This window comes from Chromobacterium violaceum ATCC 12472 (assembly GCF_000007705.1).
Lineage (GTDB): Bacteria > Pseudomonadota > Gammaproteobacteria > Burkholderiales > Chromobacteriaceae > Chromobacterium > Chromobacterium violaceum.
Window position 1 is genome coordinate 3,452,983 of the sequence record NC_005085.1, and the last position, 17,343, is coordinate 3,470,325.

Here is a 17,343-nt window from a genome sequence, read left to right on the forward strand (position 1 = left end):
GTTCGCGATCTTTTGGCGGCATCGGCCGTTTTCTGCCGGACGCTGGGCGCCAACAACGGCCTACCGCAGCGTCATTCGCAGCCGGGGACGTTTGACAAAGCCAGCGCCGGCAACAACGGCCCCGCAGCGCAGCCCAGGGCTGGCGCTCAGAAAGAGGCGCCGGCCCGGGCCGCCTGGTCGTAGACCCCGGCCAGCGTCCGCATCAACTGGGCGATGTCCCCGATCAGAGGATTGGCGATGCCGCCGTCGCCCAGCGTGGACATCAGGCACTGCTCGCGCACCTGCCGGTAGCGCTCGCACAGCTGGCGGCCGCTTTCCGTGGTGGAAAACAGCACCTCCTTGCCGCTTTTCTCGCTGGCCACATACCCCATCTTCACCAGCTTCTTCAACGCGTAGGACACCACGTGGGTATCCTCCATGTTCAGCACGAAACAGATGTCGGCCAGCTTTTTCTGCCGCCCCCGATGATTGACATGGTGGACCAGCAGCACTTCGGTCGGCGTCATGTCCTTCTCCCCCGCCGCCGACATGCAACGCACCATCCAGCGATGGAAGGCGTTGTTGACCACCGTCAGGCTGAATTCAAACTCGGACAGCTCCGGACTGCGCTCGGAAACCAGATGCTGCGAGGACACGATCTTAGGCAAGTCTTGCGTCGTTGACACCCATTCTCTCCATATTGCGCCACGGAAAGGTGGCCGGCATCCAGGTAACGATAAATTGACGAGAAATTCTCGACATTGCATCATCGCCACCATCCAACCCATTATCATATCCATATTCCCGGATCACGCCATCCCGTACGCAATGTCATCCGAATCCCACATTCCGCCGGCCGTTCACTGGCTCGGCAACCAGGCGCTGGTGCTGGAGCTGCCCCCCCCGGCGACGCTGGACTGCCAGCGCCGAATCTGGCGATTGGCCGAACGGCTGCGCGCCGACGCCGACTTCCGCGAGGTCATTCCCGGCATGAACAACCTGACGCTGGAGCTCCGGCCAGGCGCGAACGCCGCCGCCCTGCCCTCGCGGCTGCGCAAGCTGTGGCAGTTCACGGAAGGCATCGTCGAAGACGGCCGCGTCGTGGATATCCCGGTCAGCTACGGCGGCCGTCACGGCCCGGACCTGGAAGCCGTCGCCCGGCATTGCGGCCTGGCGCCCGACGAGGTCGTCGCCCGCCATGCGGCGGGCCGCTATACTGTGTTCTTCCTGGGTTTCCAACCCGGCTTCGCCTACCTGGGAGGCCTGGATCCGGCTTTGTCCGCGCCGCGCCGCGCGACGCCCAGGCAAAAAGTGCCGGCCGGCTCCGTCGCGATAGGCGGCAGCCAGACCGGCATTTATCCGACCGCCTCGCCCGGCGGCTGGCAAATCATCGGACGCAGCGACGCCGCGCTGTTCGATCCTTCGCGACAGCCGCCCTGCCCGCTGCGGCCCGGCGATATCGTGCGCTTCGTACCGATGGAGGACGCCTGATGCTGGAGGTGATCAAGGCCGGCCCACAGACCACGGTGCAGGACCTGGGCCGTTTCGGCGTCCGCCATCTGGGCGTGTGCCGCGCCGGCACGATGGACGCGCTGGCGCTGACCGTGGCCAACCGGCTGGCGGGCAACCCGGCCGGGGCCGCGGCGCTGGAAATCGCGCTACCGCCGGCCTGTTTCCGCTTGCTGCGCGGCGGCATGCTGGCGCTGGCGGGCGCCGACTGCCGCGCCACGCTGGACGGCGAACCGGTTTTCCCGGGCTGGCGCACCGCTTTCCGCGCCGGCCAGGTATTGAAGCTGGAAGCGCCACGGAGCGGCATGCGCGCCTACCTGGCTGTGGATGGCGGCATCGCCGTGCCCTTGCTGATGGAATCTGCCAGCACCGACCTGATGGCCGGCTTCGGCGGCCACTTAGGCCGCGCGCTGCGCGACGGCGACCGCCTGCCGCTGGGAGAAGCGCGGCCGCCGCGTCCCCGGCTGGGCGTCTGGCTGCCGCGGCCCGGCAACCGGATCCGCGTCTGCGCCGGCCCGGAATACGCGTGGCTGTCCAAGCCGGACCGCCAGCGCTTGTGGGGCCATCCCTGGCAACTGACTCCGCGCAGCAACCGCATGGGCTACCGCCTGGCGGGAACGGCGCTGCGCATGAGCGAACCCGCCGAAATGCCGTCACACGGCGCCTTGCCCGGCCTGATCCAGCTGCCTCCGGACGGCCAGCCCATCGTGCTGATGGCCGACGCCCAGGCCACCGGCGGCTATCCGCGGCTGGGCATGGTGGCCGCGGCGGATCTATGGCAGCTGGGCCAGGCCCGGCTGGGCAGCCAGCTGCGTTTCGTGGAGGCCAGCCGGGACGAGGCCGAACAGGCCGACCGGGAACTGCAACGCTACCTGCGGAGAATCGAGAGGCTGTGCGATGAAAATTGACCTCAACGCCGACCTGGGCGAAGGCTGCGGGGACGACGCCGCGCTGCTCGGCCTGGTCAGTTCCGCCAACATCGCCTGCGGCTGGCACGCCGGCGACGCCGACACCATGCGCAGAACCGTCCTGCTCGCGCTGGAGAAAGGCGTCGCCATCGGCGCCCACCCCGGCTTCCCCGACCGCGAAAACTTCGGCCGCAGCGAAATGCGGCTGCCGATGGAAGCCGCGCGGGCCGGCCTGCTGTACCAATTGGGCGCGCTGGACGCCATCGTCCGCGCCGAAGGCGGCGCGCTGCGGCACGTCAAGCCCCACGGCGCGCTGTACAACCAGGCGGCGCGCGAGCCCGAACTGGCCGCCGTACTCGCCCGCGCGATCCGGGACTTCAATCCCGCCTTGCGGGCGGTCGGCCTGGCCGGAGGGTGCTTCATCGACGCCTGCCGCGCCGAAGGCCTGGAGGTGTGGCAAGAGGGCTTCGCCGACCGCGGCTACCGCGCCGACGGCAGCCTGGTGCCGCGCGGCCTGCCCGGCGCCCTGTTGCAAGACGACTCCGCCATGCTGGCCCAGGCGGAAGACATGGCGCTGCGGCAAACCGTGGCCGCCGTCAACGGCCTGCGCATTCCGGCGCGCGTGGACACGCTGTGCCTGCACGGCGACGGCGAGCACGCATTGCGCTTCGCCCGTCTGCTGCGCGAGCGGCTCGAAGCGCTGGGCGTGGAAATTTGCGCCGACTGAGCCGGCGCCATCCGGACCACAAGGACGAATCATGGACCAGACCGTCAATCTTTGGCCCTTGCTGGGCATCGCCGCCGTCATTCTCGGCTTCCTGCTGCGCGGCAATCCGCTGCTGGTCGTCTGCTGCGCCGGCGTCGTCACCGGCGCGGCCGCCGGCCTGGATCCCCAGGCCATCCTGGCCAAGGTGGGAGAAGGCTTCATCAAGACCCGCGGCTTGTCGGCTGCCCTGCTGCTGGCGCTGCTGGCGGTCGGCCTGGCCGAGCGGCACGGGCTGCGCGAGCGGGCCTATCGCTGGATACAGGACATAGGCGATGCCACCGCCGGCGGCCTGTTGATCGTCTATCTGCTGGCGCGCCAGCTGTCGGCCGCGCTGGGTTTGTCCGCCCAGGGCGGCCACCCCCAGGTGGTGAGGCCCATCCTGGTGCCGATGGCGGAAGGCGCCTGGGAAAAACTGCACGGCAAGCTGAACGCCGCGCAACGCACCCGGCTGCGGGCGATGTGCGCCGCCACCGACAACATCGGCCTGTTCTTCGGCGAAAACCTGTTCGTGGCCTTCAGCGCCGTGATCCTGATGCACGCCTTCCTGCGCGAGAACGGCCATGCGCTGGACCCGCTCTACCTGGCACTGTGGGGCATTCCTACCGCCATGTTCGCCTTCCTGATCCATGCCGGCCGGCTGGCCTGGCATGAGTACAGGATCAGCCGCGCCGCGCGCGCGGAGGAAAGCGAATGATGCTGCGGGCGGAGCATCTGTACTGGCTGGTGGGCGGCATCCTGCTGCTGGCGGCGGGCATGGCGCTGCGGGACCGGTCGCATCCGCGCCGACTGGGCAGCGCGGCCTTCTGGGGTCTGTTCGGCCTGCTGTTTATCGCCGGCGACCGGCTGCCCGCGGAATGGACCGGCGCCATGGTGCTGACCATGGCGCTGCTGGCCGGGCTGGGGCGGCTGGCGCCGGGCAGCCATGGGAAGCTGTCGCCGGAGCGGCTGCGGGACAGCATGGAAAAACTGGGCAACCGCATCTTCCTGCCCTCGCTGCTGCTGCCGCTGCTGACCATCGCGCTGAGCCTGCTGGCACGGCGGCTTCCCGCCTCGGTCGCCGCTTGGCTCGAGCCAGCAAACCTCACCCTTCTCGCGCTGGGCCTGGCCTGCCTGGCCTCCACCGCGCTGGCCTGCCGGCTCACCCGGGAAACGCCGTTGCAGGCGGTGCGTGAGACGCGCCGCCTGCTGGACAGCGTGGGCTGGGCCTTCCTGTTGCCGCAGGTGCTTGCCCTGCTGGGCCTGCTGTTCGCCGACGCCGGGGTTGGCAAGGCCATCGCCCACTTGTCGGCAAGCTATCTGCCGCTGGACACCCGCGGGCTGGCGGTGCTGACCTATGTGCTGGGCATGGCGCTGTTCACGGTGGTCATGGGCAACGCTTTCGCCGCCTTTCCAGTGATGACCGCCGGCATCGGCCTGCCCTTCCTGGTGGGAACGCATCACGGCGACCCGGCGGTGATGGCGGCCGTCGGCATGTTCTCCGGCTATTGCGGCACGCTGATGACGCCGATGGCCGCCAACTTCAACATCGTGCCGGCGGCGCTGCTGGAGCTGCCCGACCGCAATGCGGTGATCAAGGCCCAATTGCCGACCGCGCTGGCCTTGCTGGCGGTGAATGCAGTATTGTTGGACTGGCTGATGTTCCGCTGAGGAAATGACCGCATGAAAACCGTCCTGCTGACCGGCTTCGAGCCTTTCGGCGGCGAAACCGTCAACCCATCCTGGGAAGCCGCGCGCCAGTTGGACGGCGAAACCATAGCCGGCGCCCGCGTGCACGCGCGGCTGCTCCCCTGCGAGTTCGGCGCGGCGCTGGATGAGCTCTACCGTCAGCTGGACGCGCTGCGGCCCGACGTCGCCATCGCGGTGGGACAGGCTGGGGGGCGGCCCGACATCGCGGTGGAGCGCGTGGCGATCAATGTCGACGATGCCCGCTTCCCCGACAACGCGGGCCGGCAGCCGATAGACGAGCCAGTCGTCGCGAACGGCCCCGCCGCCTATTTCGCCACCCTGCCGATCAAGGCCATCGTCGCCGGGCTGCGCGAGCGCGGCCTGCCGGCGACGGTGTCTCAGAGCGCCGGCACCTTCGTCTGCAATCACGTGATGTATGGGCTGTTGCACCGCGGCGGCCCGCGCGCCGGCTTCATCCATTTGCCCTTCCTGCCGGAACAGGCGATCCGGCATCCCGGCGCCTTCAGCCTGAAGCTGGACGACTGCGTGGCAGCGTTGCGGCTGGCGGTGGAGCTGTCGCTGACACGCGGGAAGGATGAAAAGCGGGAGGGCGGGACCATTCATTGAACACCGCAGGCGCCCCCTGCCCTGCGCCGACAAGCTTCCGTGCCGGCGCGCTCCGGCCCTGGGAAGCTTGGCCGGCGGCTCAACGCCGTCGCGCACGCCATGCCAGGATGGCCATCGCCGCCGCACCGCAAGCCGATGCGGCGCCCAGCTGCCGCCAGGTACCATCCAGCGGAAACAGCCAGCCGGCGCAGAGGACAGCGGCCAGCGAGGTCCAACCGCCCATGCGCATCAGCTCGGGGCCCAAGCCATGCCCGGCGCGGGAGGAAAGCAGCGCGCCGGCCTGCAAGGCGCTCCCTGCCAGTTCAAAGGCCAGGGGGGTGCGGGTATCGCCGCCGGCATAGAAATAACGCGCCAGCAATCCGTTCCAGCCGCCGAACACCAGCCCCGGCGCATAGCAGGCCAGCAGCGCCGGCAAGGGCCCGGCCGCCAGTCCCCGGGGCGACAGCACGCCGCCGAACAACAGCCGGTCGAGATGAGGGCCGGCGTTGCGCACCGGCAGGATCAGCGCGGTGGTGCTCATCCGGCGCTCTCCGAGCGGCCGTAATGGTCGGAGAAGCGGACGATGTCGTCCTCGCCGAGGTAGTCGCCGCTCTGAACCTCTATCATCACCAGATCGATCACGCCCGGATTGGCCACCCGGTGCCTGACACCGGCCGGGATGAAGGTGGATTCATTGCAGTGGACCAGCTTCTCGTCCTCGCCGTTGACCACCAGCGCGGTGCCGCTCACCACCACCCAGTGCTCGCTGCGGTGGTGGTGCATCTGCAGCGACAGCGTGGCCCCGGGCTTCACCACAATGCGCTTGATCTTGTAGCGCGGGCCATCCTCCAGCACCGTGTAGTGCCCCCAGGGTCGCTGCGAAGTGCGGTGCTGCAGATAGGCCGGGTGGCCGCGCCGCTTCAGCTCGGCGACGATGTCCCGCACATCCTGGCTGCGCTTGCGGTCCGCCACCAGCAAGGCGTCCGGGGTGTCGATGATCAGCAGATCGTCCACGCCCAGCGTGGCGATCAGGCGCCCCCGGCTTTGCACGAAGCTCCGGCGGGTATCGCACAGCAGCACCTCCCCCGAGCTGCTGTTGCCGTTGCCATCGGCGGGAAACTCGCCCATCAGGCTGTCCCAATTGCCGATGTCGCTCCATCCAAGGTCGCAGGGCACCACGGCGGCGTTGTCGGTCTTTTCCATCACCGCGTAATCGATGGAAATGTCCGGACACAAGGCGAAGCTCGCCTTGTCCAGCTCGCGTTGTCGCCGCCCTGCCCCGCTCAGGCAGGGGCTCGCCCTCAAGCAGGCCTCCACGCCATCCAGCACCTCCGGCGCTAGCCGCGCCAACGCATCGCACATGACCAAGGCGGAAAAGCACAACATCCCGCTGTTCCACCAGTAGCGCCCGTCGTCCAGATAGGCTTGCGCGGCGGCGGCGTCCGGCTTTTCGACGAAACGCGCCACCTCAAAACCCTTTCCGGCGAGCGGCTCCCCCTGCTCGATGTAGCCGAAGCCGGTTTCCGGCCGGCTAGGCTTGAGGCCGAAGGCGACGATGCGCCCCGCCTCGGCCAGCTCCCAGGCTTCCTGGACTGCCGCGGCGAATGCCTCTTCGTCGGTCACCAGATGATCGGCCGGCAGCACCAGCAGAATGGCCTCGCTCCCTTCCTGCCTCTCCAGCATGTCCAGCGCCGCTGCGGCGATGGCCGGGGCGGTGTTGCGTCCCGCCGGCTCCAGCAGCAACTCCAGCGCCAACTGGCGTTCGTTGACCTCGCTGCACTCTTCCAGGGTCCGGAACATCGCCTGTTGATTGGTGACCGCCATGACGCGGCGTACTCCCGGCAAGCGGGCCGCGCGTTGAAAGGTCTTCTGCAACAGGCTGTGGCCATCCGCCATCCGGATGAAAGGCTTGGGCAACTCCATTCGCGAAACCGGCCACAACCGGGTGCCGGCCCCTCCGGACAGGATGCAGGGGATCAGTTCTGTGTTTGCCATGCTTGCCGTCTCAATAGGCTGCTTCGGTTGAAATCACTGCGGGGTCGTGATCGGTCTTGTCCGCGTACATGGAGCGGAACTTGTACACTTCGATCAACCTGCTGTTGTAGCCGTAGCGCTTCTGCCGGAACAGCACGGGTCCGGGAGAGTCCAGCCTGATGCAAATCGCCGTCGCGCACCATGCGCTCCAGCTCGCGCAGATCGCCCAGGCAGGACAGCGTCGCCATCGTTTCATGCGGACGGTCATGACGGTCCTCGACGTAGCCGATCAGGCGGCTGCGCAAATCGGCGTTCTCGCACAGGAATTCCGCCAGCAGCTTGCCGCTCGCTGTCGCGCCCAATACCACCGCGCGCTGCAGCCCCACGCCGCGGCTTACCAGGCGCGCGCCGCTCCAATGCATGGCCAGCCGCTGCAGGATCAGCGGCACAAGGGGCCGGACCAGCAGCAGCAGGAAAGCCACGCTCCAGGCAAGCGCCAGGGGACGGATGCGCAGGAAGCGGCTGAACAGGTCCTGGCCGTAGATATCGGCCGCCTGGAACACCACCATGGCAAGCAGGCCCGCGTAAAAACAGGCTTCCAGCAGATAGACCGCTTGCGCCCGCAGCTGCGGCAGCCGCAACCAGCACAGCGCGTAGCCAGGCAGCGTCACCATGGCCAGATGCAACAACCTGAGCATCAGCGCGATATAGCTCAATACCTCGGGGTGGGTCACAACCAGGTTGTCTACAGTCCGCACACGCATGCTTACCCACCCATGAAAGCAGATCAAACGTCAATCTGTTTATAATTATTCATGATTAGTGTGTCAATTAATTCTTCAAAATAAAACATGATGTACTGCCTGCCGCTCCGCCTGTACCGGTCCCTCCCTAATGCATGACCAGAGTCAACCCATCCTTAGTCCAGGCACAATCCGGACGCAAAAAAGCCCGCATTCATGCGGGCTAGGGGAACCGGATCGATGCGGTTCAGACGTCTTCGGTATCCGCCCATCCTTGGCGGTCGCCGGCATTCAGCACCAGGTCGTCCGGCGCGACGTCGCCAGCGCCCCACGGTTGCGCGTCGGCCAGCTGCAAGTATAGCGGAGCGAAATCCGGCGCGGTGGCGTCGAACAGCTGCTTGAAGCTGTCGATGACGAAGTAGGTTTTCTGGAAGGTGTCGATCCGGTAGCGCGTGTTCATGATGCGCATCAGGTCGAAGCCGACGCGGTTGGGGCTGGCGCTGTCCAGGCAGTAGATGGATTCCGACTTGCTGGACAAGATGCCGGCGCCGTAGATGCGCATGCCGGCCGGAGTATTGATCAGGCCGAATTCCACCGTGTACCAGTACAGCCGCGCCAGCATCGGCAGCGCGCCCAGCGCCTTCGCCTTCACCCCGCCCTTGCCGTAGGCCTCCAGGTAATCGGCGAACACCGGATTGATCAGCAGCGGCACGTGGCCGAACAGGTCGTGGAACACGTCCGGCTCCTGCAGGTAGTCGAGCTGGTGCGGCTCGCGCAGCCACCAGGTGACCGGGAAGCGGCGGTTGGCCAGGTGCTCGAAGAACACGTCGTCTGGAATCAGGCCCGGCACCGCGACGATCTTCCAGCCGGTGGCGGCCATCAGCTTCTGGTTCAGCTTATTGAAGTCCGGCACCCGGTCGGCATCCACCTCCAGCCGCTCCAGGCCCTCCATAAACTCGTCGCAGGCGCGCCCCGGCAGCAGCTTGCATTGGCGTTGGTACAGCGTGGCCCAGGTGGCGTGATCTTCCGCAGAGTAGCGATCCAACGGCTGCGGCAAGGTGAAGTCGTTGGCGTCGTGGCTCAATCCGACATTCTTGCGGGTGGTGATGTCGGGCACCACAAAGTCGGCGCGGTCGTTCATTGCTGGGCTCCTGGAATTTGGCGATTTACTCTAGTTTAGCCCGGCCGCCATGCGGAAAGACCGCATTATTTGCCGTTTTGCCGGAAATTTTGCATACTTACCGCATAAAATGTCATAAAGTGCACAAAATGCGCAAAATAGAATTAGACCGCTTCGACCTGCAGATCCTGCACCTGTTGCAGCAGGATGCCCGCGCCACCCATCAGAAGCTGGCGCAGGACATTCCGCTGTCCGCCTCCCAGATCGGCCGCCGCATCCAGCGCATGGAACAAAATGGCGTCATCCAGGGTTACCAGGTGGCGCTCAACCCCGAGCATGTCGGCCTGTCGGTGATGGCCTTCGCCAACGTCAGCCTGGAGCGGCACAACGAAGCCGCGCTGCAGGACTTCGCCCAGTCCATCGACAATCTGCCCGAGGTGCTGGAATGCTACGCTGCGGCCGGCGAGGCCGACTACCTGCTGCGCATCGTGGTGCCGGACCTGCCGTCTTTGTCGTCCTTCGTGATGAACAAGCTGATGCAGCTGTCGCTGGTGCGCAGCGTGAAGTCCACCATCGTGCTCAACGCGATCAAGCAGACGATGAAACTGCCCTTGTCGTCCCTGCCCTGAAAGCCGGTCCACGGCCTTTCGCGTTGCCAAGCAGGGTCTTGCAATGCCTCCTCCGCCTTGCATCCGGTCCGCTGGCAGGGCTGCGTTGCCCGCCAAAAGATTGTGAGCCGGCTCGGGCACCCGGAAACTCTCTGACATTTCTGCCCGTCCATTCCCCATGCCGCCGCGGCTATACCGGTTCATGGCGGCAATCCGTTTTTGCCGATGGTTTATGCTGAAATCAATATAAGAAAACGGCCTGACATCTCCGAAAATAGCCGTCATTCCAGCATGACCGCCGCCGCGCCACGTTCAGAGATCAAGGAGAAACCGATGGAATCGTCCGACTGTCCGCCGTTCGACACATTCAGCCCCAACCTGGCCGCCTCGCTGCGCCAGCTGTCGCTCCATGCCGGCCGCCTGAGCCAGGAACAGATTCTTCAATTCCACCGCGCGCTGCGCCCCGCCCAGGAAGACCTCGCGCCGTTTCGCCGCTTCGACGACGAACGCTATTGCCGCAACCGCATCTACCGCGACGAGCATTGCGAATTGCTGCTGCTGTGCTGGCGCGAAGGCCAGCGCAGCCAGATCCACAACCACAAGGGCAGCCTGTGCGGCGTCAGGGTGATAGAGGGCGTCGCCACCGAGACCGTGTTCGAAGCCACGCCATCCGGACAGCTGGCCGCGCGCGAAACCCGGGAGCTGGCCGCCGGCAGCCTGGTGATCAACGGCCATCTGGACATCCACCAGGTAGCCAATCTGCAAGCCGATGGCGGAGATCTGGTCACCCTGCATCTCTATTCGCCGCCGCTGTCCCGGATGGAGCTGTTCGGCATGGAGCCGCAGCAACGGCGCGTGCAGTTGCTGGACGACTGCCTGGAATTCCAGATCTGATCCGGACAAACAAAAAGGCGCGGCCTGGGCCGCGCCTTTTCTCATATCCCGACGGATATCAGAAGCGGTACTGCATCTGCACGCCCAGCAGGTGGCCGCTGATCGAGGAGTAATCGCCCTGCAGACGGCTGGTGGTGCCGAACGGGCTATGCGAAGTATTGTCGATCTTGGTGTCGCCCACCGCGCGCAGATAGGCGTAGCTCACGTCCACGCTCGCCTGCTTGCTGATCCGGTAGCCGGCGCCCAGGGTCAGCCACATGCGGTCGGCGTCCGGAATCAACACGTTGCGGTGCTGCGGGTTCGGCACCGGCGTGGTCTCGTAGCCCAGGCCCGCGCGCAGGGTCAGCGCTTCGCTGTAGAAGTAGTCGCCGCCCACCGAGAACAGCCAGCTGTTCTTCCAGTGGTTGTCGATGGTGGTGGTGGTGTCGATCGGCGCGGGCGTCAGGCCCGGCAACTTAGGCACCACGGGGCTGCCCTTGACCACCAGCTGGTCGAAGCGGCTCCAGCGCGTCCAGCGCGCGGTGGCGCCGACTGCGAACTTGCTGTTCAGCTTGCTGTAGCCGCTCAGCATCAGCCATTCCGGCGTGGTCACCTCGGCCGAGCCGGAATACGTGCCATTGAGCAGGCCGCCCAGCGGCGCGGGAAAACCGGCATTGGTGTAATCGCCCTTGGCGTCGTGATGGATCTTGGAGCGATAGGACAGGCCGACGCGGGTATCGGCGCTGTAGGAGTACATCACGCCCAGGTTGTAGCCGAAGCCCCAGCTGTCGGCCTTGAGCTCGCCGCTGGCGCCGGGCAGATAGGCGCCCTGCTTCAGGTCCGCCTTCGCGTATTGCGCAGACACGCCGCCGCCAAAGCTCCACTTGTCGTTCAGCTTGTAAGCCAGCGACGGATTGATGTCCACCGTCATGATGCTGCTGGAGATGCCGTTGTCGCGGCCGCCCCAGTTGTCGCTATAGCTTGCGCCCAGGCCGAACGGCGTGGTCACGCCCAGGCCCAGGAACAGCTGGTCGTTGACCTGGTGGGTCAGGTAACCGTTCGGAATCACTTCGCCCGCGCCGCGGCCATTGTCGTTGGCAGAAGTCGTCACGGTGGCGGGAGGCGTGCCAGGCAGATGGCTGACGCTGGTATTGCGGCCGCTGAACGGCGCGTCGATTTCCGCGTAGGTCAGGCCGCCTTGCACGCGGGTGCCGGACAGCAGGGTCATGCCGGCTGGGTTGTAGAACACGGCGGACAGGTCGTCGCCGGCCATGCCGGCGCCGGCGTAGGCGCGGCCCATGCCAGTGACGCTTTGCTCGGTCAGTTGGAAACCGGCGGCCTGCGCGGCGGGCGCGGCGGCGAACAGGGCGGCGAGGGAAACGGACAACAGGCTCAGGGAGCGGGGTGCGGCTTGCATTGTATTTTGAATTCCTGAAATGAATCGCGCCGGGCGGTGCCGGCGCATCATGCAGACAGAATAAAAAGATAGTGCTTGCATCTTTTAGAGTGCGGAGTCTAAGCTCGAAATCGGCCCGCCGCAAGAGAAAGACACGACTTTGTTAACGATTGCGAACCCGGCCGCGCGCCGACGCGCCCCTATCCGCCGCAGTCGGCTGTGCTAGAATCAGCGCCCTGTCCCACACGTCCGCAAAGCCCATCCACGATGAAGAAACTGATCAGCAGCCTGGCCCTCGCCGCCCTGCCCGCACTCGCCTTCGCCGCCCCGGTGGCGGAGATGGTCACCAACAAGGGCAATATCGAAATCGCGCTGGATTCGGCCAAGGCGCCCAAGTCCGTCGCCAATTTCGTCGCCTACGCCAAGGCCGGCCACTACAACGGCACCGTGTTCCACCGCGTGATAGACGGTTTCATGATCCAGGGCGGCGGCTTCGACGCCAAGCTCAACCAGAAGCCGACTCGCGCGCCGATCGCCAACGAGGCGAGCAACGGCCTGAAGAACGATGTCGGCACCATCGCGATGGCCCGCACCTCGGATCCGAACTCCGCCACCGCGCAGTTCTTCATCAACGTCGCCGCCAACGACTTCCTCAATTACAGTTCGCCGACCCCGCAGGGCGCCGGCTACGCCGTATTCGGCAAAGTCACCAAGGGCATGGATGTGGTCAACCGCATCGCCAAAGTCCGCACCGGCAGCATGAACGGCATGCAGGACGTGCCGTTCGAGCCGGTGATCATCCAGAAAGTCACCATCAAACCGTAAGGCCGTCCCGCGGCTGCATCGCAAAGGAAAACGCAATGATCAAACTGACGACCAATTTCGGTGAAATCACCCTGGAACTGGATCACGAGAAGGCGCCGAAAACCGCCGCCAACTTCGAGCAATACGTGAAAAGCGGCCACTACGACGGCACCATCTTCCACCGCGTGATCAACGGCTTCATGATCCAGGGCGGCGGCTTCGACGCCGACATGAACCAGAAGCCGACCCAGGAGCCGATCCAGAACGAGGCCAACAACGGCCTGTCCAACAAGACCTACACCGTCGCCATGGCCCGCACCATGGATCCGCACTCGGCGTCGGCGCAGTTCTTCATCAACGTCTCCGACAACGATTTCCTGGACTTCAAATCGGAAAGCACCCAGGGCTGGGGTTACGCGGTGTTCGGCCAGGTCGTCGCCGGCCAGGACATCGTGGACCGCATCAAGACCGTACGCACCGGCCGCACTGGCATGCATCAGGACGTGCCGGTGGAGCCGGTGGTGATCCAGAAGGCCGAGATCGTCTAAACCCGTCTCGCCGAAAAACCAGCCGGGGCCCCGCCCCGGCTTTGTCTTGCCCCGGATAAGGCAGCAGCCATGGCCATTCACTTCATTTCCGACCTGCATCTCGCCGACGACACCCCGGCGCTCAACCAGCTGTTCCTGGACACGCTCGCCGCCTGGCGGGGCCGGATCGCCGCGCTGTACATCCTGGGCGACCTGTTCGAATACTGGGTGGGCGACGACGACGACTCACCCTATCTGGCAGCGCCGCTGGCGGCGATGCGCGACTTCGCCGCGCAAACCCCGCTCTACGTGATGCGCGGCAACCGCGATTTCCTGCTGGGCGCCGGCTTCGAGGCCCGCAGCGGCGCCAGGCTGCTGGACGACCCGACGCTGATCGAAGCGCACGGGCAGCGCATCCTGCTCAGCCACGGCGACGCGCTGTGCACCGACGACGCCGCCTACCAGCAATTCCGCGCGATGAGCCGCAACCCGCAGTGGCAGCAGGCGATGCTGGCCAAGCCGCTGGCCGAACGCCATGCCATCGCCCGCCATGCCCGCGCGCAAAGCGAGATGAACAAGCAGCAGACCGGCCTGACCGACATTTCCGATGTCACCGAGAACGCGGTGCGCGAGCTGCTGGCCGCCCATGGTTGGCCGACGCTGATCCATGGCCACACCCATCGGCCCGCCCACCACCTTCACGACGCGTCCAGCCGCTGGGTGATCCAGGACTGGCACGGCGGCCGCGGCGGCTATCTGCTGCTGGACGACGGCGGCATCCGTTCGCTGCCGCTCGGCAACTGAGAGTTGTCCTGTGGGCGGCCCGCGACGCCGCCCCTCCCCTCCAACGACATTTCATGCCATTCAACTACAATGGCAGCCCATCACTTAATCCTTACAATTCATTAACATATTTCGCCAAACAAGCGAAATATCGCTGTCAACCCCACCTCTTCTGCCCGTAATTCTCAACATAAAGACATATTTGTTTATTCTTTTCGTAACAGTTGTTTCTTGAAAACGAAATGACAATCGACTAGATTTGCCGCTTAAAAATAATTTCCAGGCAAAATAATTCGAATTGATAGCATTTCAAGAACTTGGGTGAGCAGCCATTCTCAACCATGACTCTTTCCTCAATCGAATAAAGCCACCGCTCCTCCGCTCCGACCAGCAGTCGATCTGCGCAACGATAGCCGTAAAACCCATGCCTTGCGGCAGGGGAACGGCTGCGCAGAAAACACAAACGATTTAAAAATTGATTTCTCTACAAATCAGGAAATTCAATGAATAAAAAAGCATATTTGCGTCCTTTGGCTCTGGCCGTGCTCACCGCGCTCGCCAGCCAGGCCGCGCTCGCGGAGGAAACCCAGCTGCAGACCGTCACCATCACCGGCGCCGGAGACAAGCTGGGAGTCGGCTTGCTGCAGCAGCAGGAAGGCGCGCGCGCGCGCAGCGACGTCAGCAAGGCCGCGCTGGAGAAACAAAGCCCGACCTCGAACATCTACCAGGGCATCAACATGCTGCCCGGCGTCAACGCCTCCAGCCAGGACAACACCGGCATGTTCGGCGGCGCGCTGACCATACGCGGCTTCAACTCCGATCAGATCGGCGTCACCATCAACGGCGTGCCGGTCAACGACTCCGGCAGCTACAACGTCTACCCGCAGGAATTCGTCGATCTGGAAAACCTGTGCCAGGGCTCGGTCACCCAGGGCTCCAGCGACACCGATGCGCCGCACATGGGCGCCAGCGGCGGCAATATGAGCTTCGTCACCTGCGATCCGGAAAAAGAACGCCGCGTGCGATTTGCCCAGACCCTGGGCAGCAACAGCCTGCAACGCACCTATGTGCGCGGCGATACCGGCCTGTTCGCCGACGGCAAGGCGCGCGCCTTCGCCAGCTACTCGCACAGCGAAACCGACAAGTGGAAAGGCGCCGGCGGCATGAAGCGCGACCACGTCGACACCGGCATCCGCTACGACTTCAGCGGCGGCTACATCAACGCGTCCGTGCTGTACAACCGCCAGATCGGCAACGCCTTCGGCACCCCGACGCTGCAGCAGCTGCAGCAGACCGGCTACGGCTACGACTACTCCACCAGCTTCGTGCCGGGACACTTGCCGCCGAAGAACGGCACCGCGCAGAAGGAAACCGGGCCGACGCCCGCCTACTACCAGCTGCAGCAGAACCCGTTCGAGAACGTGATCGCCAAGGTGGACGCCGTGCTGAAGCTGGGCCCCGACACCCGCGTCAAGATCCAGCCCTACTTCTGGTACGGCTACGGCGGCGCCACCAGCCAGCAGACCCAGTCCGAAAGCGCCTTCCTGAACAAGTCCGCCCATACCGACACGGCGGCCAGGGACCTGAACGGCGACGGCGATACGCTGGACACCATCGTGGTCAACGGCAGCAGCATCACCCGCACCCGCCGCCCGGGCATCACCGTCACCATGGAGCAGAGCCTGGGCAACCACCTGCTGCAGGCCGGGGTCTGGTACGAGCGCGCCCAACACATCCAGACTGGACCGGAAAGCCTGACCAACGCCGACGGCAGCCCGCAGGACCCATGGATGCGGTCCGGCCTGATCACCCGTCCGGACGGCAGCTTGTACCAGTACCGCGACTGGGAAACCGTCAGCACCGCCACCCAGCTGTTCGCCATCGGCACCTTCAATTTCCTGGACGACCGCCTCGGCATCAACGCCGGCCTGCGCACGCCGCAGATCAAGCGCGAGTTCACCAACCACGCCAACGAAGGCTGCGGCGCCTCCAGCAAGACCTGCGCGGCGGCCTACGATTACACCATCAGCAAAACCTACCGCGAAACCTTGCCCAGCTTCGGCATGCGCTATTATCTGACGCCCAAGCAGCAGGTATTCTTCAACATCACCAAGAACTACCGCGCGGTGCCCAACTACGCCTACAGCAGCAGCAACGGCAATGTGCAGGTGGTCAACGGCCAGGTGGTGCTGAACAACGACGTGGTGCCGGAAACCTCGGTCAACACCGACCTGGGCTATCGCTGGCAGGGCGACATCGTCACGCTGAGCGGCTCCTTGTTCAACGTCGATTTCAGCAATCGCCAGGCCAATTCCTACGACCCGGTGACGCTGAAATCGGTGAACATCAATGCCGGCGGCGTACATACCTGGGGCGGCGAGATCGAGCTGGGCACCGTGCCGGTCAAGGGCTGGAGCGCCTACGCCTCGTTCACCAGCAACCACAGCGCAATCCAGAGCAACCTGAACTGGAAGGACGCGTCCGGCAGCAACACCGTGCTGCAGACCCAGGGCAACGACTTCCCGATGACCCCGCGCTGGATGGCCGCGCTGTCGCTGCAGTACTCGCCGGGCGCTTGGTATGTCCGCACCGACGTCAAGCACACCGGCAAGCAGTTCGCCACCCTAGTCAACGACGAGGTGGTGCCGGAATACACGACGGTGGATCTGGATGCCGGCTACCGCTTCGGCAATATCGGCATGCTGAAGAATCCGACCATCAAGCTGAACGTCAGCAATATGTTCAATACCAGCTACCGCATCCCGACCTCGTCCAAGGTCAACGCAGCCGACACCGTGCGTTACAACCTGGGCGCGCCCCGCAGCGCGGCGGTGACGATGCAGGTCGATCTGTAGCTCCGGCAGCGGACGCTATCCAAAAGCCGGGCGAAAGCCCGGCTTTTTTCTTGTTTCCAGAAGTGATGAAGGCGCCGCGCCCCACTGAACGGCCAGATGCAAAACATGATCGGAAGAAAGGGGGATGGATCGCGGAACGGCGATCCGGGGACTTGGGGAACGCCCATCGCGTCAAGCGGCCTGAGTTCTGGGGAAGACCCTCATCCGCCGCCGACGGTCCGCCAACG

18 protein-coding genes and 1 pseudogene are annotated in these 17,343 nt (G+C 65.1%); 12 read left to right on the plus strand and 7 right to left on the minus strand.

Going from position 1 to position 17,343, the window contains the following annotated elements; all coding sequences use genetic code 11:
• Positions 1–146: 146 nt before the first annotated feature.
• The gene (locus CV_RS15560; RefSeq protein ID WP_011136716.1) at positions 147–665 is read right to left on the minus strand and encodes a winged helix DNA-binding protein; all 519 of its coding nucleotides are present in this window, start codon (positions 663–665) and stop codon (positions 147–149) included.
• Positions 666–807: 142 nt separating this feature from the next.
• Between CV_RS15560 and pxpB the strand changes: the two genes are divergently transcribed.
• Genes pxpB through pcp form a run of 6 tightly spaced genes read left to right on the plus strand, consistent with a single transcriptional unit; the run spans position 808 to position 5,454 of the window.
• On the plus strand, positions 808–1,470 hold the full coding sequence (gene pxpB / locus CV_RS15565) for a 5-oxoprolinase subunit PxpB (RefSeq protein WP_011136717.1): 663 nt from the start codon (positions 808–810) through the stop codon (positions 1,468–1,470).
• On the plus strand, positions 1,470–2,396 hold the full coding sequence (locus CV_RS15570) for a biotin-dependent carboxyltransferase family protein (protein WP_043596474.1): 927 nt from the start codon (positions 1,470–1,472) through the stop codon (positions 2,394–2,396). Before pxpB ends, CV_RS15570 begins: the two co-directional genes overlap by 1 nt.
• A complete protein-coding gene (gene pxpA, locus CV_RS15575) occupies positions 2,386–3,123 on the plus strand; it encodes a 5-oxoprolinase subunit PxpA (RefSeq protein WP_011136720.1) in 738 nt (245 codons plus the stop codon). Before CV_RS15570 ends, pxpA begins: the two co-directional genes overlap by 11 nt.
• A gap of 31 nt (positions 3,124–3,154) precedes the next feature.
• Positions 3,155–3,856 (plus strand): DUF969 domain-containing protein, encoded by a 702-nt coding sequence (locus tag CV_RS15580; RefSeq protein WP_011136721.1) that lies wholly within the window; start codon positions 3,155–3,157, stop codon positions 3,854–3,856.
• Complete coding sequence (locus CV_RS15585; protein ID WP_011136722.1) at positions 3,853–4,809, plus strand: DUF979 domain-containing protein; 957 nt, start codon at positions 3,853–3,855, stop codon at positions 4,807–4,809. Before CV_RS15580 ends, CV_RS15585 begins: the two co-directional genes overlap by 4 nt.
• A 12-nt stretch (positions 4,810–4,821) precedes the next feature.
• Positions 4,822–5,454: a pyroglutamyl-peptidase I gene (gene pcp, locus CV_RS15590; protein ID WP_011136723.1), complete on the plus strand. Its 633-nt coding sequence runs from the start codon at positions 4,822–4,824 to the stop codon at positions 5,452–5,454.
• Between the two features lie 79 nt (positions 5,455–5,533).
• Here the strand turns inward: pcp and CV_RS15595 are convergent, their stop codons facing one another.
• The 5 genes and pseudogenes from CV_RS15595 to phhA form a co-directional block, all read right to left on the minus strand.
• Positions 5,534–5,974, minus strand: coding sequence for a hypothetical protein (locus CV_RS15595; protein WP_011136724.1), 441 nt, complete (start codon positions 5,972–5,974; stop codon positions 5,534–5,536).
• Positions 5,971–7,428 carry a mannose-1-phosphate guanylyltransferase/mannose-6-phosphate isomerase gene (locus CV_RS15600; RefSeq protein WP_043596477.1) on the minus strand — a complete coding sequence of 486 codons (1,458 nt, stop codon included), beginning with the start codon at positions 7,426–7,428 and terminating at the stop codon, positions 5,971–5,973. The genes CV_RS15595 and CV_RS15600 overlap by 4 nt, the downstream gene beginning before the upstream one ends.
• A 10-nt stretch (positions 7,429–7,438) precedes the next feature.
• Complete coding sequence (locus CV_RS24335) at positions 7,439–7,675, minus strand: sugar transferase (RefSeq protein ID WP_158303339.1); 237 nt, start codon at positions 7,673–7,675, stop codon at positions 7,439–7,441.
• Positions 7,596–8,171 (minus strand): annotated as a pseudogene (locus tag CV_RS24340) (nucleoside-diphosphate sugar epimerase/dehydratase); the annotation flags it as partial. The gene CV_RS24335 and the pseudogene CV_RS24340, both read right to left, overlap by 80 nt.
• A gap of 226 nt (positions 8,172–8,397) precedes the next feature.
• Positions 8,398–9,291, minus strand: a complete 894-nt coding sequence (phhA, locus tag CV_RS15610; RefSeq protein ID WP_011136727.1) for a phenylalanine 4-monooxygenase — start codon at positions 9,289–9,291, stop codon at positions 8,398–8,400.
• Positions 9,292–9,419: 128 nt separating this feature from the next.
• On the opposite strand from phhA, the gene CV_RS15615 reads away from it, so the two are divergent.
• On the plus strand, positions 9,420–9,899 hold the full coding sequence (locus CV_RS15615) for an Lrp/AsnC family transcriptional regulator (RefSeq protein ID WP_043596483.1): 480 nt from the start codon (positions 9,420–9,422) through the stop codon (positions 9,897–9,899).
• A gap of 312 nt (positions 9,900–10,211) precedes the next feature.
• Positions 10,212–10,772 carry a cysteine dioxygenase gene (locus tag CV_RS15620; RefSeq protein ID WP_011136729.1) on the plus strand — a complete coding sequence of 187 codons (561 nt, stop codon included), beginning with the start codon at positions 10,212–10,214 and terminating at the stop codon, positions 10,770–10,772.
• Between the two features lie 58 nt (positions 10,773–10,830).
• Here the strand turns inward: CV_RS15620 and CV_RS15625 are convergent, their stop codons facing one another.
• Positions 10,831–12,168, minus strand: coding sequence for an OmpP1/FadL family transporter (locus CV_RS15625; RefSeq protein ID WP_011136730.1), 1,338 nt, complete (start codon positions 12,166–12,168; stop codon positions 10,831–10,833).
• Between the two features lie 246 nt (positions 12,169–12,414).
• Here CV_RS15625 and CV_RS15630 point away from each other — a divergent pair, with 246 nt between their 5' ends.
• The 4 genes from CV_RS15630 (at position 12,415) to CV_RS15645 (ending at position 17,116) form a co-directional block, all read left to right on the plus strand.
• Positions 12,415–12,972 carry a peptidylprolyl isomerase gene (locus CV_RS15630; protein ID WP_011136731.1) on the plus strand — a complete coding sequence of 186 codons (558 nt, stop codon included), beginning with the start codon at positions 12,415–12,417 and terminating at the stop codon, positions 12,970–12,972.
• A gap of 35 nt (positions 12,973–13,007) precedes the next feature.
• Positions 13,008–13,499 (plus strand): peptidylprolyl isomerase, encoded by a 492-nt coding sequence (locus CV_RS15635; protein ID WP_011136732.1) that lies wholly within the window; start codon positions 13,008–13,010, stop codon positions 13,497–13,499.
• Between the two features lie 69 nt (positions 13,500–13,568).
• Positions 13,569–14,282 carry a UDP-2,3-diacylglucosamine diphosphatase gene (locus tag CV_RS15640; protein WP_011136733.1) on the plus strand — a complete coding sequence of 238 codons (714 nt, stop codon included), beginning with the start codon at positions 13,569–13,571 and terminating at the stop codon, positions 14,280–14,282.
• A 482-nt stretch (positions 14,283–14,764) separates the two neighbouring features.
• Complete coding sequence (locus CV_RS15645) at positions 14,765–17,116, plus strand: TonB-dependent receptor (protein ID WP_011136735.1); 2,352 nt, start codon at positions 14,765–14,767, stop codon at positions 17,114–17,116.
• Positions 17,117–17,343 lie beyond the last annotated feature (227 nt).